Here is a 24,368-nt window from a genome sequence, read left to right on the forward strand (position 1 = left end):
CAACCTCGTGATGACTCCCATAAAGGTCAAGCTTTATGGGAGCGTTGATTCATCACCAATAATTAAAACAATAAAAAACGTTAACTTAATGATTATTCACATTTTAAAATCATGGTCGATAACGTGCTTCAAAATAGCTGGTTCTTTGCGACAGTCGTCCACCTTCTTTAATTTCTATCCATAATGAGGCGCTATCAACCTGTTGCGTCGGACAATTACTTGAACCATCCATATCAGACAAGGTCATGGTATTCGCAGCACCACCACTGGACTGCGCAATTAACGCCTTATCCCAACGACAACTGGATGGAATTGAAAAGTCCGTGCTGCTCCAATACAACTTGGCCTCAACATTTGATTCACCACAACCGCTACCAGTGACTTGCCAAGTAACAGTAGGTAGTCCCCCCGTATTGTTATCGATAGAGAATTCAGCCACTCGACAAGTCGGGCTACGCACCGGATCGAAGCGAGCAATTTGTGGTGGACGTGATGCAATTTTTACTTGTTGTCCGTTAACCTGCTGCCACAACTCAATGATAAATTCGGCACGTCTTACTCGCGGACAGTTGTGATTGGGCCCATAACCGCCAACCATATAATCGACAGTACGATTACCTGATTTATTGCCATCCCAAAGCGCTTTATACGCCGCGCATTGATTCGAAAGATTGGCAGGATCAATCGTTGTTGTGCGTACCTGAACGGACACATTATTACCGCAATTGGTCTGCCAGTAGACACGCGGTAACATACCAATAGTTGCACTATTTTGAACCGAGAAAGATTGAATTTCACAAACCGGTGGCGTACCACTATCAGGATCATAGGTAAACGCTTTGAAGTCAGATTTTCGGATCAACAGTCCACTTTGATAAGTTTCAATCCACACAACACCATTGCGCATATCTGGACAGTTAGTCATAAAGTTAATTGATCGATTTGAACCGCTCACACCACGACCAATTTGAAAGTCTGACTCTTGACACGAAACCGGAATGTGTCCGTCGGTAGTTGCGCCTTTGACAATGACTTCAACATTTGAGTCACTACATCCTGAACCACTAAGTGTTTGCCAGCTCACTGTTGGCAATTGACCATTTTGTCCATTGCTGGTCGAAAGTTGCGAAACCTGACAACCTGATTGATTAGGCAGCGGTGTAAAAGTTGCCTGTTTAACTTGTGACTCTGCAATTAAAATGGTTGAATCTTCTACATCACGCATTTCTATCCAAAAATCTGCGCTGGTAACCGATGGACAGTTATATGTTGAACCGTAGCCTCCCACCATAAAATAAACCTCGCGCCCCTGAGGCATATCATGATGTCCATCCCACATACCGCGGTTCACCCGACAAGCACTATTAGCGGGATTATGTGTGGTATTGGTAAAGACCATAACTTGCACTGGATGATCACACTCGGTATCCCAAATCACTTTAGGTAAGCGGCCAGCCATAGTTGGATTTTGAATGTTGAAATCATTTATTTTACAGGTGCTAGTGCCGCTATTTTGTAATCCCCCTGTGTACGCCAAATCGATCTCACTGGTTTTATCTAATAACGGAAAGCCACTGGCATCGACAATTTCAACCCATACATCGACTGACTTCATGGCATCACAAGCATTCCCATTAGTTGGTTCAACCGGCTTGCCATCAATCACTTGATAAGGGGTATACATAAAATCAGCCTCAGCATTGGTAGCTGATTTATCGGTTGAAAAAATCTGACTTCTTAGTTGGCAGTTTTCACTGACACCAGGCTGAACGGCATCATATTTCACTTGCACTTTATCAGTTAAACCGCAGTTTTTTGTCTGCCAACTTATTTTGGGATTATTATTTTCATCACCATCGACAACATTAAAATATGAGACATGACAATCATTACGATCGATATAACCAATAATTGGATCACGGCTGTCTAAAATCGTGCTGCCAGGATCACTATTTTCTCTAATTTTCAGTTCAAACAATGCGGCACTAATATTGTCACAACCCGATGGACGCGATTTCATAATGTTTGCATCAATATTGCCTTGCTTGGCATTACTCAACACCTCACCAGATAAATCACACTCAAGCGGCTGATTGGTATCGAGTGAACTGATCTTTAATTCGACATAATCATCATTAGAACAGTTTAAAGTTTCCCAGGTAACTTTCGGTACGCCAGCGCCTTTACCGGTATAACCGTTATTGACATAAAAATTACGGATTTGACAAGCTTTTAAGCTACTAGTCCAATCGGCAATAATCGATTCTGATTGCGTAACAATATTTCGATTAGCATCGTAGACTTTCAGCTGGAATTCTGCGCGCTCAACCGGTGCACATTGTTTTTCACCTGTCCAGGTAGGCTCGCGATCGGGATCGGGTTCCATCGCCAGTTCTACATCTTCAAAGTTATAACCATTGAACATCCAGTGCGCACGACGGGGTCCTTGCTTTAATCCACTAAATACGCCCCCATCTCGCACATAAGTACCCGCTGCGGGCGGCATCATACAACGCGGCTCTATATCGACACTGCCCGTACCAGGTAACGTGCGCGCTAAAACTTCAGTCGAAAGACCATCACAATTCGCCGTTTCCCACTGAATTAATGGGCCTTGATTGATGCCGCGCCGGAAAGAAAGTTCGAGAATGTTACACCTAGAGGTAATACGCGAAGTTTCACTACTCGGTATCGGTTCAAATTCGCTGGTAATAGCAGATACTTTCCAGGTGTACTCATTGTCTAGCGAAATAGGACTGTCAGGATGTTGCGCCAGTTGATTTTTCCACTGTTGATAAGCTGCCGAGTTAGCATGTCCTGCGGTAATTTTTTGCTGAAGTTTTTGTGATAAATTAGCATTGGTTAACGATACTTGATTAACACCGTTATCGGCATCAATTGCTAAAGTACCAAATTGATTGTGAGTTAAATGAACTTTATATTGGCCAGCATAAACTTGATCCCAACGCAGATTTAAAGTTGCTGGTGCACTGGCTAAAGTACGTGGGCGCAGGTTTTCTATCGCACCTAATAAGGTTGGAATGTTAACAGTTTTAGATTCAATGCGGTTGTTCTCATCGTAAGTATAAGTTTCTTCAACTAAACGATTACTACCAGCACTAATTGGTGTTTTGGTCCAACTCAGTAAATCTGTCGCCGCATCATATTGCGCTTCAAAAACGGGTGCACCGCCGGGTCTGACAATTTCAATCAATCGCCCACCGGTATCATAACGATAATAGTTATCCATAACGCCATCTTTATTCCAGCGTCTGCGCAATAAGTTTTCTGCGGTATATTCATGGCGAGTCGTGCCAATTTCAGGATTATATTCTTTAAATAAATTACCAATTAAATCAGTCCAGCGTTTACGTGTTGATAAAGTTGTTCCTGTTTCAGTAACGACTTTTGCTTCGGCTAAAATAATACCGTTATATCCATTAGCGGTGGTTTCACTGTAATCAATTTCTACCAGTAATTCTGCGCACTCGCTATTGCCATTTTCAATCACACAAGGAATTGCTTTGCGGTTACGCCCAAGTATATCAGTATAAAGAATGCGGTAACTTTCCGATGCAATATAACCTGCACTGGGCACATCATGAGTTTTTACCTGATGATGGGTATAGGTCATTCCACTTTGTGGAATAAATCCATAAGTAAAAAACTCTTCTTTTAAAATGCGATTACTACTGTCCTGAAATTTAATATGAAGTGGTCTTCCACTGATATCGGCAAAGGTAATCACCTTTGCTCCATTGGTATTAGTAACAACTCGACTGACCCCCAAGTTGCTATACTGGGTTCTATCAGTATTAATTATCCCTGGGTCAATCGTTGATTCATTTTTGACAATACGTCCCCATAAATCCGTCGACGTTTCAGAAAGCTGAACCCCATCGCGGGTGATTTGCGTTTTAGTCACCGAGGGATATGAAGTATAAATAGCCGAATCGCTGCCTTGTTGCGACTCCAATGGCCGTCCAACCAAGTCATGTTTACTGAGTTTATTCACACCTCCTTCAACAACTTCATCAATCACCGCGCCCCAAATAAGTTGTCGATTTTTACTCACTTGTGATCCATCGGGAGCATACACGCGAGTCGCTTCGCCATTTTCATAAGCTTCATAGGCGGTGGTCAAAGAACCATTTGATGTTGTGTGTAAATAACCTTTATCGCTACCCGACTGATGATAAGTCAAGGTTTGTACCAGTTTATTGGTGTAGTCACTTAACGTTAAATCAGTTTCATCTTTTGCAATATATTTGTTTGTTAAAAATAAATTTGTATTTCCTGCAATTGCTTGCTCATACTCAAATGCAACATGCCCCAGTCGCTGTGAAGAATTGGCAATACAGTCTTTGGGCAAAGCGCTACTGTTTTCTATCAAACATTCTTTGGACTCACTGGGTAGAGCCGATTGATATTGAGTCCAAGCACCATCTACCGTGGGTGTTTTATTTATCGCGCTATCACGATAGCTAAACTTTCGCACAACATAAGCGCGATTAGCTTGTTGTTTAATATAAGAAGTTGTGTTCGCCACCAACATTTGAATATGATCCCATTGATAATCAAACTCGGTAACCTTAATCGGATCACTAATTGCGCCATCAGGTAAACTTATATAATTAGGTGATTGAATTCTTATTGCGTGCCTGGCGACAACTGGTGCAGCCGAAATCAATTGTGGCCGTTGTGACTGAAATGGCGCTTCACCGCCTAATGCTTCAAGTGGCGCAGCTCTCCATTGCCACTCTTCGGTTACGACACTATTGGCATTTTGTGAATTACCATTATGAAAAGTCGTTTCCTTGAAAATTGGTTTACCTATAATTTTACTTAATGCCCGTGGATAACTGCGATAAGACTCAGATTGATAATCAGCATAATAGGTAATCCTTTCGATATCCTGTTCGCCGGTTGCCTTCATTGTCACTTTTAATAAACTACTCGGCGCATAAACTGTCGCAATTCCACTAAGTAAATCATAAGCTTTGTTTGCATTATCTTCTAGCAAGTATGTGTAGGTATAAGTGGCGCCAGAGTGCACAAAGTTTTTCACCCGCTTTTGTGCGCTGTTACTTCTCAGGTGTGCCCAGTCGCAGCTAGAAACCGGAGGTAAGTCACCATTGGTTGCGTCAGGATCATCGCATAAGCCAGGTCTTCCTGAGCCTGAAAAATAAGATGCCCCCGGAATATTGACCAACTGGTATATCAAATGAGTAGTCGCACCTTTAGGTGAGGTTATTGAGCGAATCCATGGATGATTTTGTATTTTTTCAACTGGCGCAGAAGAAATACCTAAATCTTCCAATGCGATGGTTATGCGCTGATTTGCCGCATTCGTATAGGCAGAGAGATGGTATTCATCATCAAATTGACTTAACTGGTAATCAAAATATGCCAGTCGATTAAAACGAGAGTCTCTGACTTCGCGAAGTAATGGACGTCTACCGCCAACTTCTTCATAAAAGAAAGTCAACGACTCGGGATTGGGGCCATTATCAATACTGGCACTTTTAATATAACGACTGGCAATACAATGAGAGTAGACATTGCAGGCATTTAAACTTTCTCCTTCACCCATACCTGAGTCTTCCAATCCAGACCATAAAGTATCGTTTTGTTTTTCTCCACCGTTAAAACGACTTTGTTTGTTAATGCCATAAAGTTCGGCAGGCTCAGCATAAGTTAAAGTATAAGAAACACCATTAGCGTTAACTATTTTTGTCGGATAAAAATGTACGGCATTCGGTTCGGCAGTTTCCTGCCCAATCAAATGTTGCCAGGCAATATCCAGCGAATCTTTGGTTGCGGTATAGTAAATTTTCCCGCCATCAGGTTGCATTAAAACAAAATCAAACCAACCATATTCTTCATAAAAAGTTTTGTTTGATGCACTATCAACCCGAGCAATACCATCATTGGGTAACACTAAATCCCAATTAGGATTTGGATGTTGCGCATCTCTTACTCCCCAGCAAGTATAAATCGGGCTATTCGGTGGCACAGATGAACCAGGCTGTTGATTACGCCAAGCATTATCATCAGCAGCTTGACGAGTTAAGATTCTGCCAGAAGTATCGATATATTTAAGATCACGCTGCTTTGAAATACGCAAAACGGGCGCGCTAGGGTTAGAGTCTCGATGAATACGAATGTCACCAGGCACATTAAAATTGCCCTGAGTTGATTCAGGATTTAACCCCAAGCCAATTTGTTCTCGCGCAAACTTGCTGCTTTTACCGGCGCTATCGACAAAATAAATTTTTTCAGGGGCACCAGATTGAAAATGACCACAGCTATCAATAATATGTCGTGGAACTACAACAATATGACCCAGCCCCAAATGCCAACCTACGCCTAACTCTCCAATATTACCGGCATTGTCATCATAACGCTCAATATTGTCTCGCCTTTTCAGTGGCGAGTTATAGGTTGGTGTGAGCGCAAATCCGTTAATTCCAATTGCGGGCAATGTGCCACTGACACCTCCATTGAACTCATTAACTTGCAAATATGGCGATGAATCAACTGAACCAATTCCCTGACTATCAATGGCATGAGGTTTAATCTTTCGATCATAAGGAATTTCGGCATGAGCAATTCCACCAACTTGCAAAAAGCAAAAGGAAAAACACACACCGAGATAAAACTTACCAAGCTTTTTAAGTCTCAGATTAGTTTGTAAAGATTTTTTTTGCTGAAACCAACGGTTAAACATGAAAGCATCCTTTATTAAAGAGTCGCTAATAAAGTGGGGCAAATTGATAAGAGATATTTGCCTGATTTAATTAAATCAAACTCAAATAAATCAGACTTAAATAACCTAATTTAAATAAACTGATTGAATGAGGTAATTGTCTGTCATCAACACTTTGGCAATCGCCGCATTTTTGTCAATTTGTGGAAGGGTCAAAATTGTTCGTCTACTTTTAGGACATTTTGTTAGCTTTTTAATCAAATTCGTCCAATATGCCATTGTTATCATTGCTTTGTTGATCAGCTGTCATCTTCACATCATGAAATTAAGTATTTTTTCAACAAATTTTCAGTATTTTTAAGGACTAAGGGTCAAAAAATGCATTCATAGAGGTGTCAAAAACAACCGATATTGGATTTTATGACTAAAATTTTTTAAGATAAATTTAGATTCCACAAAGCTAACAAAAAGAATGATAAGCCCAAACTAGATTTTAGATGACAGTTGCAGCGCTGATTTAAAGGCGTTTATGATACTTAATAAGAATAATTTAAATTGGGTAGATTTAAATGAGAATAAGCAGATCGACGAAAACAATAATGACATCTTTCACTGCATTGGTTTTGCTTACAGCGTGTCAAACTCATCAAAAGGTTAACATACAATCCAATATTGCTGAAAAAAAACAATTCCACCAACCACGCATTACCTAAAACCAGAACAAAAACACTATCGTTTTAGCCACCAAATCCCCAATGTGATGAAAGTACCTTCAGGTTCGGTGATATCAGCTTCACTCGAAGAAGCCTCAGATAACCGTATCTATCCAAGAATGACTTCACAAGCTTTCGGCTCAATCGACTGGTCAGACTTTGGACACCCACTCGCTGGACCGATTTACATCGACGGTGCACAGCCAGGGGATGTATTAGCAGTAAAGCTACATAAAATGACACTCAAAGACTGGGGATGGAGTGCCAGTACACCATTATTTTCTTATTTAAAAGAAGGAGTCGGACAAACTCAACTTAAAACCTATGCATTTGATCAACAAAAAAGCATTGCCTATTTTGATAAAAATATCAAAATCCCGCTTTCACCTTTTCCTGGCATTATTGCTGTTGCACCGGATACCGACGAAATGTTATCGACTATTCCGCCAAGAGAAAATGGCGGTAATCTGGATGATCCGAATATTACTGAAGGAACAACCGTTTATTTACCGGTTTTAGTAGAGGGAGCGTTATTTTCCATTGGCGACCCACATGCTGCACAAGGACACGGCGAAGTCAGTGGTACAGCGATTGAAGCACCGATGGATATCATTTTTGAAGTGAGTATTATTAAAAATCAAAAAACCTATCTTAAAGAAGTGCAATATGAAACTAAGGAACATTATGCAGTAACGGCTTTTGCGCTAACACTAGATGAAGCCGCCAAAAAAGCAACAAGATTTATGATTAGTTACTTAGAAAGTGAATATAAAATGAGTCCGCAAGATGCCAATATTCTCTGCTCGATAGCTGCAGATTTAAAAATTGCTGAAGTCGTTGATGGTAATGTTTTAGTGGCAATGCATATTCCTAAAAGAATTTTGTCGCAGCTTTAATATGTTACAGTTTAAAATGACTCATTATGATGTTAACTATCAATCAAAAAGAAAAGTTAACAAAATATCAATCGTATAATAAAAAAGCCCAGCAATGGCTGGGCTTTTTATTTTGGTGCCGAAGGCCGGACTTGAACCGGCACGACCGATGGCCACTACCCCCTCAAGATAGCGTGTCTACCAATTCCACCACTTCGGCTAAATCGTTTTAGATGAACATTGATTTATAATAATCAGCGTTCAATCTTAAGGGATATTATTAATTACTTTTATAACTTATTTTTATTTGTTACTGTCTTGATCTTTCTTTGACTCTGTCTCATCTACTTTCTTTTGTGCTTTTTCAGTTGCAGATTTCACTTCATCAGATGTTGTATCAAGTTTTGCTTTAGCTTCTTCAATCTTTGCTTCAACAGCTTGCTTAGCCGCAGCTTGTTCGTCTGATTTAGCAGCCTCTGTTGGCGCAACTTGAGACTCAATTCCAGCTTTTGGCTCTGTCGGTAGCTGAGACTCAATACCTTTAGCTGACTCAGTCTGAGAAGCAGGAACTTCATCAAGAATACTGTCTTTAATTTCTGCTGGCTCAGAGTTCAGATAACTGATACTCAACGCAATTGCAAAAAATAAAATCGTTAAAATTGTTGTTGCTTTGGTTAGTGCGTTACCTGAACCGGCCGCGCCAAATACAGTGTTTGCACCACCAGCACCAAACGAAGCTCCCATTTCAGCACCTTTACCTTGCTGAAGTAGAATAATTCCGATTAATGCAATCGAAACGATTAAATAAACAATTAATATAATTTCCATCGTTTATCCTGCTGCAGAATAAATTTTTAAAAAATCTTCAACTTTTAATGATGCGCCGCCAATCAGACCGCCATCAATATCAGGTTGAACTAATAGTGACTCAGCATTTTCTGCGTTCATGCTGCCACCATACAAAATTGGCAACCTGGCAGCGATACTTTCATCTTGCTGAGCCAACCAGGAACGAATTTCAGCATGCACTTCCTGAGCTTGTTGAGGTGTCGCAGTCATGCCGGTTCCAATTGCCCAAACCGGCTCATACGCCATATAACTATTGGCAAAAGCGCCAATACCTACCTCATCAATAACAGCCTGGCACTGAGACTTAATTATCTCAAAAGTTGCCCCTTGTTCTCGCTGCTGTAATGTCTCACCCACACATAATATAGGCTTGAGGTTATTTTTTAAAGCCGCTGCAAATTTTTTTGCAACTCGCTGATTATCATCAGCAAACATTTCCCGTCTTTCGGAATGCCCTACTAATAAGTGGGACACCAGATAATCCGTTAACATACTGGCACTGATTTCACCAGTATAAGCCCCTTTATCTTCCCAGTGTGCATCTTGCGCACCTAATAATACACCAGTATTGATAAGAAGCTTACTAATATCTGCCAGATGAATCTGAGGAATGCAAATTAATAACTCAACATTATCAATGGCGTCATACATTGTAACAATAGCGCTGGCTAATCGAATAGCTTCAGTTCTGGAACAATTCATTTTCCAGTTTCCTGCAACGATACGTTTTCTTGTATGAGTCATTTCCTGCCTTATAATCTGGCTAGCATTAAAAGGGCGCAAATCTTACCTGACAAAGCATCGAGAAACAAGATAAAGGCGCAATATTTAATCATAAATATCGGTAAACTATTAAAGCAACCAGCAAAAGTCCGATAAACATTGAAGTTTTGAATAACATTTGAGCGCTTTAAAGTCCTAAATTCTGGTAGATAATAGAGTTGATTTTCTAGATTTTAGCCAATTCTACCTAGCTGTGCGGTTATAACTGTTATCAATGGGCTTTGAACTTGCCAAAAATTGCACAAAATCCTTATAGGTCAGTGGTCTGGAGAAGTAATACCCTTGTATGTCATCACAATTATTCTTTGCTAAAAACTCTTGTTGTTCGGCGGTTTCAACCCCTTCAGCAATAACTTCAAGTCGCAGACTTTTTGCCATTGAAATTATTGCCAGCGTGATTGCGGTATCATCAACATCAACGATTAGCTCATCGATAAAGGTACGGTCAATTTTTAGCGCATCAAGCGGAAAACGCCGTAAATAAGAAAGTGAAGAGTAGCCTGTACCAAAATCATCAATAGCGATACGTATTTGCATCTCTTTGAGTCGCTCTAAGATATCTATCGCCTGACTGACATCTCTCACCAGCATACTTTCAGTAATTTCTACTTCGAGCAATTTAGGCGGTATGCGATATTTTTGCAGTGTCGAAGCGATCATTTCTGGTAAGTTAATTTGCCGAAACTGAAGTGCTGATAAATTTACCGCTAATCGAATTTCATAACCAAGACGACGACATTCCGCAATTTTTTGGCAGGCATTATCCATCACCCAATTACCGATTTCTTTGATTAACCCAGTATTTTCTGCAATAGGGATAAACTCGGCAGGTGAAATATTGCCTAAAATAGGATGGTGCCAACGTAACAAAACCTCAGCCCCAATAACTTTATTTTCAACAATATTAAGCTGCGGCTGAAATACCAGGCTTAATTCGCCATTTTTAACCGCTTGGCGCAATTCATTCGCCAACTGGTGACGGCGAATCGCCAATTGATTCAATTCAGCTTCATAAAACTCGTAAGTGTTACGACCAACTTCTTTTGCTTTATACATAGCAGCATCTGCCGCTTTCATTAGTGAGTCAACATCAACACCGTCATGCGGAAACATGCAGACACCAACACTAACGGTTGTATTTACTTCATAGTTTGACAATTGAAAGGGGGTTTCAAAGCTGGTGACGATTTTTTCTACAATAGAAATAACATCTTCCGTATCATGCAATTCGTTTAAGATAATAACAAACTCATCTCCCCCCAGACGCGCCAATGTATCTTCACTGCGAATTTTTTCTAACAATCGTTGACTGGTCGCTTTGAGTAATTGATCACCAACAGCATGCCCCAGCGAGTCATTAACATCTTTAAAATGGTCAAGATCGAGAAAAAGAACCGCCACCATCAGGTTAGTACGGGATGCGCGTTTTAGTGCATACTTTATTCTGTCCATACACAATGCCCGATTAGGCAATTGTGTCAAAGAATCGTAGTTAGCCAAGTACTGTAAATCTTTAACTGCACGTTCCAATCGCTTTTTATTCAGTTGCAAGGCTTCGCTGGCGGCGTCTCTTTCTTTTTGATTGACCTCTATTTTTTCCAACATTTGATTAAATGAGTTGGCTAACGAGCCTATTTCATCTTCGCCATAATAAGGTACTCGAATAGAATAGTTCCCACTACCGCTGACTTCACGACTAATCCCCTCCAACTCCACGAGTGGCCCAGAAATCATGCGTTGTAGTTTTAACGATATTAGATACACAAAGAAAATGATCACGGCAACAATAGATATACTCATAAAAGCAAAAGCACGAATTCGAGAAAAGAAAGCACGATTAGAAACTTTTAAATACACCGTCCCCGCAAATTCACCATCTTCTTGATGCATTGGCGCCCAGACCATCAGTCTCTCATCCCCCCAGATAACACTTTTGCTGTTTTTAAACTCAGCCTCACTGATATAAAAATCAGTATCGTTTTCATCCCTTAAGGCCAACAAATTCCCGGTGTTATCAAAAACTGCCGCGCCAAAGCGATCATTTAATACCGAAGATTGTAAAATACGCTTGAGTGTTGCCTCATCGCTCAAACTTGCTGGTACTAACGCATTATTCGCTAACAATTGCGCCTGCGTTTCAGTATCAGCAACTAGCGCCTGTTGAGTCGTCTGGTAGTAATTAATTGTCATCCCTACCATACCAATCATCAATGCGCCTGCCGTCATGGCCAGTATAATTGTAATCAGTTTGGCGCGAATTGAGGTTCCCCAGGCAATCATAACTCGCCTCCCTCGGAGGCTTTAACCGAGTCAAGTAATGCTTGTGCCGGTATAAAACCATTCATTTTTAATTTATCCAAGTCAAGTTCAATCAGAATTTCTTTAGGCTGTGACTTGAGTTTGTAATGATAAGCACGGCTACCGTTTTTTAGTTGGTATGCAATAACCAAGAGTGCAAGCTGAGACTTATCGACCAGCAACTCTGACAGTTCTTTCGCAGTAATATCCCCCACAAGAAAAGCCTGACAACGATTCAACTGAGTCGGTTTGGTAATTTTATTGACCTCAACTTGTTTATGACTTTTAGCCCTATCGTTTATCTGATATGCCGACAAAAATAATTTAATATTTTCAAATACCGGTTCTTTTTCATAAACACATAACCGTATCGATGAATTATCACTGTTAGCTGCATTTTTTGGCCAGGTTGTATCTACTAATATGTTAAATAACATTCGCGAAAGTTCAGGATAATCTTTATCAACCACAACACCTGAATTAAACAACTCAAACCGGGGAGAATGCCCAGTTTGCTTAAATGCCACTAAATTAATTTCAAAGCGCAAATGCTGCTGGTTCTTCTTGGGTACCAGATTATAATGCACCCCTTTTTCACCAAGGGCGTCATCATTGCCAATCAATAAAATACGCTGCTGTGCACGCTGTGCTATAATGTTAACCAAACGCTCATCCTGCACATTGTTCATAATTAATGCATGACAATCGGCCATTTGACTGGCAGATTTTACACTACGATTACTCAAAGACTTACCTTTGAAAGTTTTGCTATCACCAAAATACGTAATGAACGCCGCCAAAGCATGATCATCAAAAGTGCATAGATTAAACTCTTCACTTTTTTCAAACTTGATACTCGACTCAGCCCACTCTGTATAATTAATCAGCGAACGAAGCAAATTAACTTTATCCGCAATTTCCGAAGCCACTACTTTGGCATATTTGAGTAATTCTCGACTAGGTATTAAATGACTTGAAATTAAAGCATCAGGATTAAGTTCATAATCAAATGTGTTTTGACTATTTAAATAAAGTCCAATATGAAAGCCTTTAGTAACGTATTGAGAACCTTCAATAATAAACAATGTGTTTTTAGTCAGTTGATGAGACAAAATCCAGTCAACGTCTCCTTGTTCAGGTTGCTCCATAAATGCAGCATGACACATAGACAATTGTTCACGACTTGCTCGATTTGCAATAGTTAATGTCCTTCCCTGTATTTTTATTCCTTTCAAATATTGGTTAAAAACTTTTGCATTTTTTGTGTCATTATAGGTACACAGTAAATAGTCATCAGCTGTTTTTTGCATTACCCGTGATTCATCCCACTCAACAAGATTGAGTAATTGACGGATAATCAAAGACTTTGCCAAATCTTTATTCAATCTTTCACTGGTGCTGGCGAATAATGCACTTCCAGCAGGTAAAAGTATGAAAAAAAGCAGCAAGATTCTAACCAATTAAATACCCCTAAATCCTTTCAAAGGATGAATGTTTTGATATAAAAATCCACGGTAAAACGGTGATTCGAAATAAAATAGATAAAATTGATACTTTTTTAAACAAAATAGATAGTTAGTACTCAATAATTTGCTACAAGTATAGATGAAAATGTCTAATTTTGCGGATTTGAGCCGATGGAATAATTAATTCTTTATTATTTTCCAGTTTCCTCTGGTCAATTATCGCCCGAACCCCGTATAATACGCGCGCCCAAAATCACCCCGTTGATAACGGGTTGCATGAGCATTAAACAATTTAGGTGTTTGTACGTCTTAACCACGCCCCTGTGTACCTTGGTCTGAAGGCTCATATTAAGCAGTTATAGTGGTTTTAAACTATATTAGGCGTTTTATATTCAACTTTTTTACCACTGAAAATTCTATGATCAAAATAAACAAAGGTCTTGATCTTCCGATTAACGGAAGCCCAAAACAAGAAATTCTTGAAGGGCCAGCAGTTTCGGAGGTTGGCATACTCGGAGAAGATTATCTCGGTATGAAACCCTCGATGAAAGTGCGCGTCGACCAGAAAGTTCGTTGTGGCGACCCACTTTTTGTAGATAAAAAAACTGATGGTGTAATTTATACTGCGCCCGCCAGCGGCACAGTAAAAGCAATAAACCGTGGAGCAAAACGTAAACTTCTGTCGGTTGTAATAGAGATAGAAGGTGACGAATATAAAGAATTTACCCAATACGACCCAGCACAGTTAAATCAGCTTAAGCGTGAGCAGGTTGTTGATAATTTGGTTGAATCTGGTATGTGGGCCAGCATTAGAACCAGACCAATGAGTAAAATTCCGGCCATAGACAGCGAACCGGCTGCTATATTTGTCTCGGTAATGGATACCAACCCACTAGCCGCAGACCCGATGGTGATCATTCAGCATCAAATTGACTCATTCAACCATGGTTTGAGTGTTATCAAGCATTTGACCGCCGGAGAGCTGTTTGTTGGTTACGATGGCGATAAAAAACATGATCTGGCACAAAACCCTGCAGCAACTTACCAAGCATTCAGTGGTATTCACCCGGCTGGCAACGTGGGTACACATATCCACTTTTTAAAACCAGTCAATGATAAAAGAGCTGTCTGGCATATTGGCTATCAAGATGTGATTGCCATTGGCAAGTTGTTTACTACTGGTCGTCTGTATACTGATCGTGTTATTTCTTTGGCCGGTCCACTGGTTAAAGCGCCTCGCTTGATCAAAACCCGCATCGGCGCAAATACTGAACAACTGACCACAAATCAAATTGATGCGACTGATGAAAGAATTATCTCGGGTTCGGTATTTAATGGCCACATAGCCGTTCATCACCGAGCTTATTTAGGACGCTACCACAATCAAATTACCGTGCTAAAAGAAGGTCGTGAAAAAGAGTTCTTTGGCTGGATTTTACCTGGTAAAGATAAGTTCTCTATCACTCGCTCATTTATTTCCCATTTGAGTGGCGGCAAAAAGTTCGACTTTACCACGTCTACCGGTGGTAGTGAGCGCGCAATCATGCCAATTGGTACTTATGAGAAAGTAATGCCTTGGGATATTTTACCAACCCAACTGCTGCGAGCGCTGGTTGTTGGTGATACCGACAACGCTCAGCAATTAGGCTGTCTTGAGTTTGATGAAGAAGATTTAGCCTTATGTACCTTTGTTTGTCCTGGCAAGTATGAATATGGCCCGATCCTGCGGGATGTTTTAACCACCATTGAAAAGGAAGGCTGATGAAAAGTTTACGAGAATACATCGACCACCTTGAGCCCCACTTTGAAAAAGGGGGTAAGTATGAAAAATGGTATGCACTTTACGAAGCTGTAACCACAATTTTATATACTCCAGGTCACGTTACCCACAATGCCTCTCATGTAAGAGATAATATTGATTTAAAACGGATTATGATTTTCGTCTGGGCCTGTACCTTCCCGGCAATGTTTTGGGGAATGTATAATGTTGGTTACCAGGCAGTTGATGCAATGGCAGTCACTGGCGCAACCCAACTGGAAGGCTGGCATGGCTGGATGATGAACCTGTTTGGTGCAGAATATTCAAAAGACACCTTGAGTGCGATGTTCATTGGTGCACTGTACTTTATTCCCATCTATGCCGTTGCCTTTATTGTTGGCGGTTTTTGGGAAGTAATATTCGCTTCTGTACGCGGTCATGAGATTAACGAAGGCTTTTTTGTTACTTCAATCTTATTTGCACTGATTCTGCCCCCCGATATTCCGCTATGGCAAGTTGCTATCGGTATCAGTTTTGGGGTTGTTGTTGCTAAAGAAGTATTTGGCGGAACCGGCAAAAACTTCTTGAACCCAGCATTAGCAGGTCGTGCGTTTTTATTCTTCGCTTATCCAACAAACATGGCCGGTGATGTCTGGACTGTGGTTGATGGCTTTACTGGCGCGACACCACTGGCAGCTGCTGCACAAGGCACAATGAATGAACTGTTTGCGTTATCATTTTTCGATGCGATAGGTAATGAGCAATGGCAAAATGCCTTCTTTGGATTGATTCAAGGGTCTATAGGTGAAGTTTCGACACTAATGATTTTAATTGGTGGCCTAACTCTGGTTTACTGCAAAATTGCTTCGTGGCGAATTATTACTGGCGTAATGCTTGGTATGATAGCATCGTCATTGCTGTTTAATGCGATAGGCAGTGAAACCAATCATATGTTCCAAATGCCTTGGTATTGGCATCTGGTTACTGGTGGTTTTGCATTTGGTATGATGTTTATGGCAACCGATCCGGTTTCAGCCTCATTAACCAATAAAGGCAAATTCTATTTTGGCGCACTCGTAGGTGCAATGTGTGTCATGATTCGTGTCGCCAATCCGGCTTACCCCGAAGGCATGATGCTGGCCATTTTATTTGCGAATTTATTCGCACCTCTTATCGACCATTTCGTTGTTCAAGCGAATATTAAACGGAGGGCAAAACGTTATGTCAGCTAATAACGACTCTTTTATTAAAACCATTATTGTTGCTGTATCACTATGTCTGGTGTGCTCGGTACTGGTATCGACGACTGCGGTTTCGCTAAAAGATCAACAAACGGCTAACGCCTCTTTAGATAAAAAGAAAAATATTTTAGTGGCGGCAAACTTGTTTAAACCGGATACCGATATTGAACAAGCTTTTGCCAATATTGAACGCAAGTTTGTTGACATTGAAACCGGTCGCTTTGTTAGTGTGGATAATCCAGCAACCTTTAACCAGCGACAAAATGCTAAAGATCCGGCAACCAGTATCAAAATTGAAGATGACATTGCTAAAATCAAGCGTCGCTCAAAAGTTGCTTCTGTTTACCTGGTAAGAGATGGTGCCAAAGTTGAAACCATTATTTTACCGATTCGCGGTAGCGGACTGTTTTCTACGCTTTATGGTTTTATCGCATTAAAGTCAGATAAACAAACAATTGTTGGCCTTAAATTTTACGAGCATGGCGAAACCCCGGGTCTTGGTGGTGAAGTCGACAATCCAAACTGGTTAGCATTATGGCCGGGAAAACAATTACTGGATAACAACGGCAAACCAGTCTTGAAACTGGTAAAAGGTGGCGGCAACGGAAATTCAGAAGTTGACGCGCTATCTGGTGCAACGATGACCACTAACGGTATTCGTAACATGCTGAAATACTGGATGGGTGACGATGCGTTCGGACCATTCCTGGCAAAACTTGATGTGAATACAGGAGACGCCTAATGACTGCGGTAACTTTTGATTTTCAAGAAATTAAAAAGGTTGTCACTCGGCCAATCGCCGACAACAACCCAATTGCACTTCAGGTTTTGGGTATTTGTAGTGCGTTGGCGGTTACCAGTAAAGTAGAAACGGCGCTGGTTATGAGCATGGCATTAACTCTGGTAACAGCATTTTCAAACCTGTTGATCAGCACGATTCGTTCACAAATACCGTCAAGCATTCGAATTATTGTTCAAATGACAATTATTGCTTCGTTGGTCATTATTGTTGACCAGTTTTTAAAAGCTTACGCCTTTGAAACAGCCAAACAATTATCGGTATTCGTTGGCTTGATTATTACCAACTGTATCGTTATGGGACGTGCCGAAGCTTACGCCATGAAAAATGGCCCTGTAATGAGCTTTTTTGATGGTATTGGTAATGGCCTTGGCTACTCGGCCATATTAATCCTGGTTGCAATCATTCGTGAACTGTTAGGTTCAGGCAGCATTCTTGGCTTTACTATATTACATCCCATTAAAGATGGCGGTTGGTATCAAACCAACGGTTTATTGTTATTACCACCAAGTGCATTCTTTGTGATTGGTTTTATTATCTGGGCATTACGTACCTGGAAACCAGAGCAAGTTGAGGAGTCAAACTAATGGAACATTTTATTAGTTTATTTATTCGCTCTGTCTTTGTAGACAACATGGCGCTATCCGCCTTTTTAGGTATGTGTACCTTTCTGGCTGTTTCAAAAAAGGTACAAACGGCAATCGGTCTAGGTATCGCAGTTGTTGTTGTACAAACAATCACTGTGCCAGCCAACTACCTGTTATATACCTATTTACTTAAAGAAGGCGCTTTAGACTGGGCGGGCTTGCCTGAAACCGATTTAAGCTTTTTAGGCTTGATTGTTTATATTGGTGTTATCGCAGCGATAGTACAAATTTTGGAAATGTTTTTAGACAAATTTGTGCCTTCTCTTTACCAGGCGCTTGGCATCTTCTTACCATTAATTACCGTAAACTGCGCAATTTTAGGTGGCAGCTTGTTTATGATTCAGCGTGAATACACTTTCTCTGAGTCGGTCGTTTATGGGGTTGGCAGTGGCTTTGGCTGGGCTCTAGCAATTGTTGCACTAGCCGGTATTCGTGAAAAAATGAAATATAGTGACGTTCCTGATGGCTTACGTGGTCTGGGAATTACATTTATTACAGTTGGCCTAATGGCACTGGCATTTATGTCATTCTCTGGCGTCCAGTTATAACACAAAGGAAATTAAGACTATGCAAGAAATTATTGTTGGCGTTTCCATGTTCACACTCGTCATTCTGGCGTTAGTGATGATCATTCTGGCGGCCAAGAAGAGTCTCGTTAGTAGTGGCGATGTAAAAATCAACATTAATGGCGAAGATGATAAATCTATTACTACATCGGCAGGTGGAAAATTGCTTGGCGCATTGGCAAATAGCGGAATTTTCGTTTCATCAGCTTGTGGCGGTGGCGGTACCTGCGGTCAATGCTTATGTAAAGTGAAATCAGGTGGCGGTTCATTGCTACCAACTGAAGAAAGTCATATTAATAAGCGTGAAGCACGTGAAGGTTATCGCTTATCTTGTCAGGTTAATGTTAAACAAGATATGGAAATTGAGTTACCTGAAGAGGTTTTCGGTGTAAAAAAATGGGAATGTGAAGTTATTTCAAATGATAACAAAGCAACTTTCATTAAAGAGCTGAAACTAAAATTACCAGAAGGCGAAAGCGTTCCTTTCCGCGCTGGTGGTTATATTCAGATTGAATGTCCGCCTTATAAATTAAAATACAGCGAATTTGATATTGACCCAGAGTATCACTCAGACTGGAATCACTTTAAGTTGTGGGATGTTGAAGCAGAATCAAAAGAGCCGGTTATCAGAGCTTACTCAATGGCGAACTATCCAGAAGAAAAAGGCATCATTATGCTCAATGTTCGGATAGCTTCACCACCGCCGCGAAATATGTCTCTGCCAGCGGGTAAAATGTCCTCTTATATCTTTAATTTAAAACCCGGCGATAAAGTGACAATTTCAGGACCTTACGGTGAATTTTTTGCCAAAGAAACCAAAAGTGAAATGGTCTTTATTGGTGGCGGTGCAGGTATGGCGCCAATGCGTTCACACATTTTCGATCAGTTCCGACGCTTAAAAACTGATCGCAAGGTAACTTTCTGGTACGGTGCACGAAGCAAACGCGAAATGTTTTATGTTGAAGACTTCGATAGTATTGCAGCAGAAAATGAAAATTTTGAATGGCACGTTGCTTTGTCAGATCCAATGCCCGAAGACAACTGGGAAGGTTACACTGGGTTTATTCATAATGTACTTTATGAAAACTATTTAAAAGATCATGAAGCACCAGAAGACTGTGAATACTATATGTGTGGACCGCCCATGATGAACGCGGCAGTTATCAAGATGCTTGAAGACTTAGGTGTTGAGCGCGATAATATCTTCCTTGATGACTTTGGCGGATAGCCAACACCAACAACACTATTTAAGGGCAGTTCAACTGCCCTTTTTTAATTCTGCAAGCACTTTCAAATACCTTTAGAAAGTATAGCAAACAAACTAAATGGTCAGCTAATCATGTCAAATACCCCCATCATACAATGTATACTCATCACATTTGTGTTTGTTTTACTCTGCTCTTGTCAGCCTGAAGAAAAATATTCCCGGTTAACGGGGTTTACAATGGGTACAACTTATCAGGTAACTTTTGAAAAAAATGCCATTGCACCTGAGCAACTACAACAAAAAATTGATAATCGTCTCGAAAAAATCAATCAGCTCATGTCAACCTATATCGAAGATTCAGAATTATCTTTGTTTAATCGAGCACATACAACAGACTGCCAACCCATTTCCGAGAACACTCGATTTGTTATTCAAAATTCACTCGAAGTATTTCAGCAAACTGCAGGAAAATTTGATGTAACTCTTGCACCACTCATTGAACTATGGGGGTTTGACAAAAAGCAAACCCATGATGCGATCCCACCTCAAAGTACAATTGACAGCATCTTGAAACAGTTTGGCTCACAGCATGTACATATTGAAATAGACTGCGTCAAAAAAGATTTAGCCAATATTTCAATTAACCTTTCGGCCATTGCCAAAGGTTATGCTGTCGATGAGATTGCTAAAATAATTAAAGCCAGCGGCAGTCAGAACTATTTAGTTGAAATAGGAGGTGAACTGGCCAGTCAAGGAATCAATGCACGTGGTAAACCCTGGCAGATAGCCATCGAGTCGGCAGTTACTCAAGAGCGTGCCATTCAGCGAATTATTACCCCCAATGGACTCGGAGTGGCGACATCGGGAGATTATCGCAACTACTTTGAAAAAGATGGCAAACGCTACTCACATACGATTGATCCGACCACAGGCTATCCAATCACTCACCAACTCGCCTCAATTACTGTATTGCATCCACAAACCATGTTAGCAGATGCGCTGGCAACGGCGCTCATGGTCATGGGACCTGACGAAGCGTTAAAGTTTGCCAACCAACACCAGTTACCAATATTTATGCTAGTAAAATCCGAGGACGGATTTAAAGAAGTTTATAACGACAACTTTAAACCTTATCTGTAGTAAATTATACTATGACACTGTGCATAATCTAATCAAGGGTACATCATTGTCGAATTCAACTTCTGATACGCTGAAAGTCGCACTCGGGCAGCTAGCACCGGTTTGGCTTAACCGTAAAGCAACGTTGGATAAAATTGCGCAGAGCCTATCTGAAGCGGCCGACAATGCCTGTGACTTAATCGCTTTCGGCGAGGCTATTGTTCCCGGCTACCCATTCTGGATTGAGTTAACTGATGGCGCCCGATTTGATAATGTTGAGCAAAAATCAATTTTCGCCCATTATGCTGAGCAAGCGATCCAAATTGAGCGGGGTGACTTAGCGACTTTATGTGATATCGCTAGGCAGAAAAACATTGCAACTTATGTTGGTGTCATTGAGCGACCGCTAGATCGTGCAGGTCATAGTCTATACTGTAGTCTGGTTTATATTGACCAAACGGGTCAAATACAATCAATACATCGCAAGCTGATGCCAACTTACGAAGAGCGACTAGCCTGGTCAACAGGTGACGGGCATGGCTTGGTTACTCACCCCTTAAAAGGATTTACCGTCGGCGGCCTCAATTGCTGGGAAAACTGGATGCCATTGGTTCGCGCAGCTATGTATGCTCAAGGCGAAAACCTGCATGTGGCGGTCTGGCCAGGTAACGAGCGAAATACGCGTGACTTAACATCCGTTATCGCCAGAGAGGGGCGTAGTTTTGTGATGTCAGTTTCAGGACTGATGCGCCCACAAGATATTGATAGTAAGATTGAAGAACTACAATCGATTAAAAAATTAGGCACTGACTTTTTAGCTAACGGTGGTTCGTGTCTGGCAGCCCCCGATGGTAGTTGGGTGATACCGCCACAAGTTGGTAACGAAGGGATCTATTATGCCGAAATAGATCTTGCCAAAGTCAGACAAGAAAGACAAAATTTCGATCCGGCTGGGCATTACTCACGGCCCGACATCACCCAGTTAACGGTTAACCGAAAGCGTCAGACAACGGTTAATTTTAATGATTAAACTTGGAAAGTATATTTTAGCGTTACTGTTTTAGCCTTACTGTTTTAAAGAAACAAATTTAGAGAAGTGATATTAATGAAAGTTTTCATATTTACCTTTGTGCTTATGTTAATTGTTATTGCAATAATGGCAGTTGGCTATATTTTTCAACAAAAGAAAATCAGCGGTAGCTGCGGCGGGATTTCATCATTAGGGCTAGAAAAAATGTGTGACTGTGATGAGCCTTGTGATAACAGAAAAAAACTACTTGCTCAACAAGAAGCTGAAAGAAAAGCCGAATATGCAGCAAGAGCTCCACTTGATATAAAAGTGATGGATGATAACTGATTTCAGCCACATAACTTGATTTTAGTTTAGCCTATCTTTTCCAATCAAAACATTCAAACATTTATACGCAGTTAAACACAATAATCATCTTTTGTTATGTTTAACTGCATTGAGTCGGTATCGAAGATGAACGGCAAATATTTTTGTCTCTATCATATTTTAAAATCAGCATAAGCTTTTAAAGCCAAAACCCTTTAAAAATGAATAGACAAAATGAATTTTATTAAATTATTTTCTTAGATGGTAAAGTAGGAGTTAATCTGTCTTGTTTAATAACGCCATTTGTCCAACCGGCGAATTTGCATCGGTCCAGACTTTATCTGACCCACGGTCAAATATCAAACTAAATAGACGAGGTTGGGTATCCGGATCCCCTTTACATGGATAACTATGCTTTTCTCGTATATCAACGATCCTATTTCCTTCAAAAAAATCATCAGTAATACTCAGACTTAAACAGTCAATCGAAATCGAAGTCAATTTATATTGCTGGATAATCACTTTAGACTGATTAATCAGCATTTCATCAACTTGAGTATTTTGAGTATCTAGATTATTAGCTGACAATTCTTCACGATTATTTGCCCCTTGATCGGTACATGAGAAATTAACAAAAATACTCAATAGCAGCAAAACAACTCTACCATACCGTCGCTTGCAATGTGAGTAATTATAACGTTTTATCATTGATCAAAATCATCAAGATAATAAGTTGATATAATGGATTTGAGTTTATTGGCATATTGCGGATCAGTTGCATAACCCGCTTTTTGTAACTCTTCGGCAAACTTATCAGGTTCATTGGCATATAAAAATGCCTGACTATAGCGCGGATTGGTCGTTAGAAAATGTCCATAATCCTCCGCAGCCTCTGCAAAATCTGCATAGGCTCTAAAACTATCTTCAATCGTTATTTTATTACCATTTTCATATTCTGTCGTGGTAAAGGTAGTGGTACTTCCTTGAGTATTATGCGCTTTTATTCCAAAGTAGGCATTATCTTTTACTGCTCTACCCCACCCCGACTCAAGGGCAGCTTGTGCAATAATGATAGAAACAGGCACACGATATTTAGCATTAACACTTTGCGCAGCAGTTAGCGTTTTATCAATGAAAGCGCAGACATTGGCTGGCCTTGGTTTACGTTTGTTGTTAATTAAAGTTTTGAGCGTTATGCCACTTGGCTCAACCAATCCATCAGGATGATTCATTCCGACAACTTTAGCTTGATAAGTTCGAATTGCATTGATTGTCATTGGCCCAATCAATCCATCTTCATCAAGCGTTTTTATATCGGGAATTAAATAGTGATTATGGTTCAGTAACTGTTGAACAGTCAAGGTATCGTTTTTTTGGTTTTGACCGCCTTCACCGACCGATTGGTTAATCATTCGTTTTCACCTTCACAAATTAATTTGTGTTTTATGGATAGAGAACTTGAATTTTAAAAACCAGGAATAATACGAAATCGATAAGAACGATAAGCCTGCATTAATACTTTACACTAAATTTTTGTAAACGAATTAACCAACCATTATCAATTTATTTCTTGGGACGGGTAGCACTCAATCGGCAAAAAGCATTTAAAACACTTTGCCGCGAAATCATGCCGACTAAAACATCTTTTTCAATTACGGGGTACATTCGCACCCCATCTTTTAAAAATTTTTCAGCAACATCGGTAATGTTATCTGAGGGATGAACCGTTTTTAGCTGTGTTGACATGCGATCGGAAACCAAATCACCATAATCCTGATTATAAACCGCGCTTAATACCGTATGTAAACAATCTTTTTCCGAGAGAAAACCAATAACCCGATTATGATTATCAACAACAGGGGCACCAGATAAACGATATTCCAGTAAAGTTTGCGCAGCCTCCACAATATCAACATGAGGCTTCATGGTTATCATTGCTGAAGTCATATAATCTTTAACGGTTACCGATTTTAACATAGTCACCCCTTAACCAATCCACTA

The 24,368-nt window shown here is 40.4% G+C and carries 18 protein-coding genes and 1 tRNA gene; 10 read left to right on the forward strand and 9 right to left on the reverse strand.

Annotated elements, in window-relative coordinates; all coding sequences use genetic code 11:
* Positions 1–109 precede the first annotated feature (109 nt).
* Positions 110–6,730 (reverse strand): RHS repeat domain-containing protein, encoded by a 6,621-nt coding sequence (locus ABVT42_RS16495; protein WP_353896944.1) that lies wholly within the window; start codon positions 6,728–6,730, stop codon positions 110–112.
* A gap of 667 nt (positions 6,731–7,397) precedes the next feature.
* On the opposite strand from ABVT42_RS16495, the gene ABVT42_RS16500 reads away from it, so the two are divergent.
* The gene (locus tag ABVT42_RS16500; protein WP_353896967.1) at positions 7,398–8,318 is read left to right on the forward strand and encodes an acetamidase/formamidase family protein; all 921 of its coding nucleotides are present in this window, start codon (positions 7,398–7,400) and stop codon (positions 8,316–8,318) included.
* A 113-nt stretch (positions 8,319–8,431) separates the two neighbouring features.
* On the opposite strand, the gene ABVT42_RS16505 is transcribed toward ABVT42_RS16500, so the two are convergent.
* From ABVT42_RS16505 to ABVT42_RS16525, 5 genes are all read right to left on the reverse strand, one after another.
* Positions 8,432–8,517: transfer RNA gene (locus ABVT42_RS16505), tRNA-Leu, on the reverse strand.
* Positions 8,518–8,600: 83 nt separating this feature from the next.
* Positions 8,601–9,125 (reverse strand): preprotein translocase subunit SecG, encoded by a 525-nt coding sequence (secG, locus tag ABVT42_RS16510; RefSeq protein WP_353896943.1) that lies wholly within the window; start codon positions 9,123–9,125, stop codon positions 8,601–8,603.
* A 3-nt stretch (positions 9,126–9,128) separates the two neighbouring features.
* The gene (gene tpiA, locus ABVT42_RS16515; RefSeq protein ID WP_353896942.1) at positions 9,129–9,890 is read right to left on the reverse strand and encodes a triose-phosphate isomerase; all 762 of its coding nucleotides are present in this window, start codon (positions 9,888–9,890) and stop codon (positions 9,129–9,131) included.
* 222 nt (positions 9,891–10,112) lie between these two features.
* A complete protein-coding gene (locus tag ABVT42_RS16520) occupies positions 10,113–12,209 on the reverse strand; it encodes an EAL domain-containing protein (protein ID WP_353896941.1) in 2,097 nt (698 codons plus the stop codon).
* Positions 12,206–13,687, reverse strand: coding sequence for a YfiR family protein (locus tag ABVT42_RS16525; protein ID WP_353896940.1), 1,482 nt, complete (start codon positions 13,685–13,687; stop codon positions 12,206–12,208). Before ABVT42_RS16525 ends, ABVT42_RS16520 begins: the two co-directional genes overlap by 4 nt.
* 424 nt (positions 13,688–14,111) lie before the next feature.
* Between ABVT42_RS16525 and ABVT42_RS16530 the strand changes: the two genes are divergently transcribed.
* The 9 genes from ABVT42_RS16530 to nqrM all read left to right on the forward strand — a co-directional run bounded on the left by ABVT42_RS16530 (position 14,112) and on the right by nqrM (position 22,388).
* Positions 14,112–15,455, forward strand: a complete 1,344-nt coding sequence (locus tag ABVT42_RS16530) for a Na(+)-translocating NADH-quinone reductase subunit A (protein WP_353896939.1) — start codon at positions 14,112–14,114, stop codon at positions 15,453–15,455.
* The gene (locus tag ABVT42_RS16535) at positions 15,455–16,684 is read left to right on the forward strand and encodes an NADH:ubiquinone reductase (Na(+)-transporting) subunit B (protein WP_353896938.1); all 1,230 of its coding nucleotides are present in this window, start codon (positions 15,455–15,457) and stop codon (positions 16,682–16,684) included. The genes ABVT42_RS16530 and ABVT42_RS16535 overlap by 1 nt, the downstream gene beginning before the upstream one ends.
* A complete protein-coding gene (locus ABVT42_RS16540; protein WP_353896937.1) occupies positions 16,674–17,435 on the forward strand; it encodes a Na(+)-translocating NADH-quinone reductase subunit C in 762 nt (253 codons plus the stop codon). The genes ABVT42_RS16535 and ABVT42_RS16540 overlap by 11 nt, the downstream gene beginning before the upstream one ends.
* On the forward strand, positions 17,435–18,079 hold the full coding sequence (locus ABVT42_RS16545; protein WP_353896936.1) for an NADH:ubiquinone reductase (Na(+)-transporting) subunit D: 645 nt from the start codon (positions 17,435–17,437) through the stop codon (positions 18,077–18,079). Before ABVT42_RS16540 ends, ABVT42_RS16545 begins: the two co-directional genes overlap by 1 nt.
* On the forward strand, positions 18,079–18,687 hold the full coding sequence (nqrE, locus tag ABVT42_RS16550; protein WP_353896935.1) for an NADH:ubiquinone reductase (Na(+)-transporting) subunit E: 609 nt from the start codon (positions 18,079–18,081) through the stop codon (positions 18,685–18,687). Before ABVT42_RS16545 ends, nqrE begins: the two co-directional genes overlap by 1 nt.
* Before the next feature lie 19 nt (positions 18,688–18,706).
* The gene (nqrF, locus tag ABVT42_RS16555) at positions 18,707–19,933 is read left to right on the forward strand and encodes an NADH:ubiquinone reductase (Na(+)-transporting) subunit F (protein WP_353896934.1); all 1,227 of its coding nucleotides are present in this window, start codon (positions 18,707–18,709) and stop codon (positions 19,931–19,933) included.
* A 111-nt stretch (positions 19,934–20,044) separates the two neighbouring features.
* The gene (locus ABVT42_RS16560; RefSeq protein WP_353896933.1) at positions 20,045–21,052 is read left to right on the forward strand and encodes an FAD:protein FMN transferase; all 1,008 of its coding nucleotides are present in this window, start codon (positions 20,045–20,047) and stop codon (positions 21,050–21,052) included.
* A 46-nt stretch (positions 21,053–21,098) separates the two neighbouring features.
* A complete protein-coding gene (locus tag ABVT42_RS16565; RefSeq protein ID WP_353896932.1) occupies positions 21,099–22,061 on the forward strand; it encodes a carbon-nitrogen hydrolase family protein in 963 nt (320 codons plus the stop codon).
* A gap of 75 nt (positions 22,062–22,136) precedes the next feature.
* Positions 22,137–22,388, forward strand: coding sequence for a (Na+)-NQR maturation NqrM (gene nqrM, locus ABVT42_RS16570; RefSeq protein ID WP_353896931.1), 252 nt, complete (start codon positions 22,137–22,139; stop codon positions 22,386–22,388).
* Positions 22,389–22,643: 255 nt separating this feature from the next.
* Here nqrM and ABVT42_RS16575 read toward each other — a convergent pair whose 3' ends face one another.
* The 3 genes from ABVT42_RS16575 to ABVT42_RS16585 form a co-directional block, all read right to left on the reverse strand.
* On the reverse strand, positions 22,644–23,075 hold the full coding sequence (locus ABVT42_RS16575; RefSeq protein WP_353896930.1) for a hypothetical protein: 432 nt from the start codon (positions 23,073–23,075) through the stop codon (positions 22,644–22,646).
* On the reverse strand, positions 23,072–23,779 hold the full coding sequence (locus tag ABVT42_RS16580; protein WP_353896929.1) for a glucosaminidase domain-containing protein: 708 nt from the start codon (positions 23,777–23,779) through the stop codon (positions 23,072–23,074). Before ABVT42_RS16580 ends, ABVT42_RS16575 begins: the two co-directional genes overlap by 4 nt.
* Positions 23,780–23,930: 151 nt before the next feature.
* Positions 23,931–24,344, reverse strand: a complete 414-nt coding sequence (locus ABVT42_RS16585; RefSeq protein ID WP_353896928.1) for a CBS domain-containing protein — start codon at positions 24,342–24,344, stop codon at positions 23,931–23,933.
* Between the last annotated feature and the right edge of the window lie 24 nt (positions 24,345–24,368).

Origin of the sequence: Aliikangiella maris (genome assembly GCF_040719265.1) — a bacterium.
In the GTDB taxonomy this organism is placed as follows: Bacteria; Pseudomonadota; Gammaproteobacteria; order Enterobacterales; family Kangiellaceae; genus Aliikangiella; species Aliikangiella maris.

What these genes read in the sequence shown, in the direction of transcription:
- ABVT42_RS16495 (WP_353896944.1), bottom strand. Translation starts at nt 6,730, where the DNA reads ATGTTTAACCGTTGGTTTCAGCAAAAAAAATCTTTACAAACTAATCTG.
- tpiA (WP_353896942.1), bottom strand. Translation starts at nt 9,890, where the DNA reads ATGACTCATACAAGAAAACGTATCGTTGCAGGAAACTGGAAAATGAAT.
- ABVT42_RS16585 (WP_353896928.1), bottom strand. Translation starts at nt 24,344, where the DNA reads ATGTTAAAATCGGTAACCGTTAAAGATTATATGACTTCAGCAATGATA.
- ABVT42_RS16535 (WP_353896938.1), top strand. Translation starts at nt 15,455, where the DNA reads ATGAAAAGTTTACGAGAATACATCGACCACCTTGAGCCCCACTTTGAA.
- ABVT42_RS16545 (WP_353896936.1), top strand. Translation starts at nt 17,435, where the DNA reads ATGACTGCGGTAACTTTTGATTTTCAAGAAATTAAAAAGGTTGTCACT.
- secG (WP_353896943.1), bottom strand. Translation starts at nt 9,125, where the DNA reads ATGGAAATTATATTAATTGTTTATTTAATCGTTTCGATTGCATTAATC.
- ABVT42_RS16530 (WP_353896939.1), top strand. Translation starts at nt 14,112, where the DNA reads ATGATCAAAATAAACAAAGGTCTTGATCTTCCGATTAACGGAAGCCCA.
- ABVT42_RS16520 (WP_353896941.1), bottom strand. Translation starts at nt 12,209, where the DNA reads ATGATTGCCTGGGGAACCTCAATTCGCGCCAAACTGATTACAATTATA.
- ABVT42_RS16560 (WP_353896933.1), top strand. Translation starts at nt 20,045, where the DNA reads ATGTCAAATACCCCCATCATACAATGTATACTCATCACATTTGTGTTT.
- nqrM (WP_353896931.1), top strand. Translation starts at nt 22,137, where the DNA reads ATGAAAGTTTTCATATTTACCTTTGTGCTTATGTTAATTGTTATTGCA.
- ABVT42_RS16540 (WP_353896937.1), top strand. Translation starts at nt 16,674, where the DNA reads ATGTCAGCTAATAACGACTCTTTTATTAAAACCATTATTGTTGCTGTA.
- ABVT42_RS16580 (WP_353896929.1), bottom strand. Translation starts at nt 23,779, where the DNA reads ATGATTAACCAATCGGTCGGTGAAGGCGGTCAAAACCAAAAAAACGAT.
- ABVT42_RS16575 (WP_353896930.1), bottom strand. Translation starts at nt 23,075, where the DNA reads ATGATAAAACGTTATAATTACTCACATTGCAAGCGACGGTATGGTAGA.
- nqrE (WP_353896935.1), top strand. Translation starts at nt 18,079, where the DNA reads ATGGAACATTTTATTAGTTTATTTATTCGCTCTGTCTTTGTAGACAAC.
- nqrF (WP_353896934.1), top strand. Translation starts at nt 18,707, where the DNA reads ATGCAAGAAATTATTGTTGGCGTTTCCATGTTCACACTCGTCATTCTG.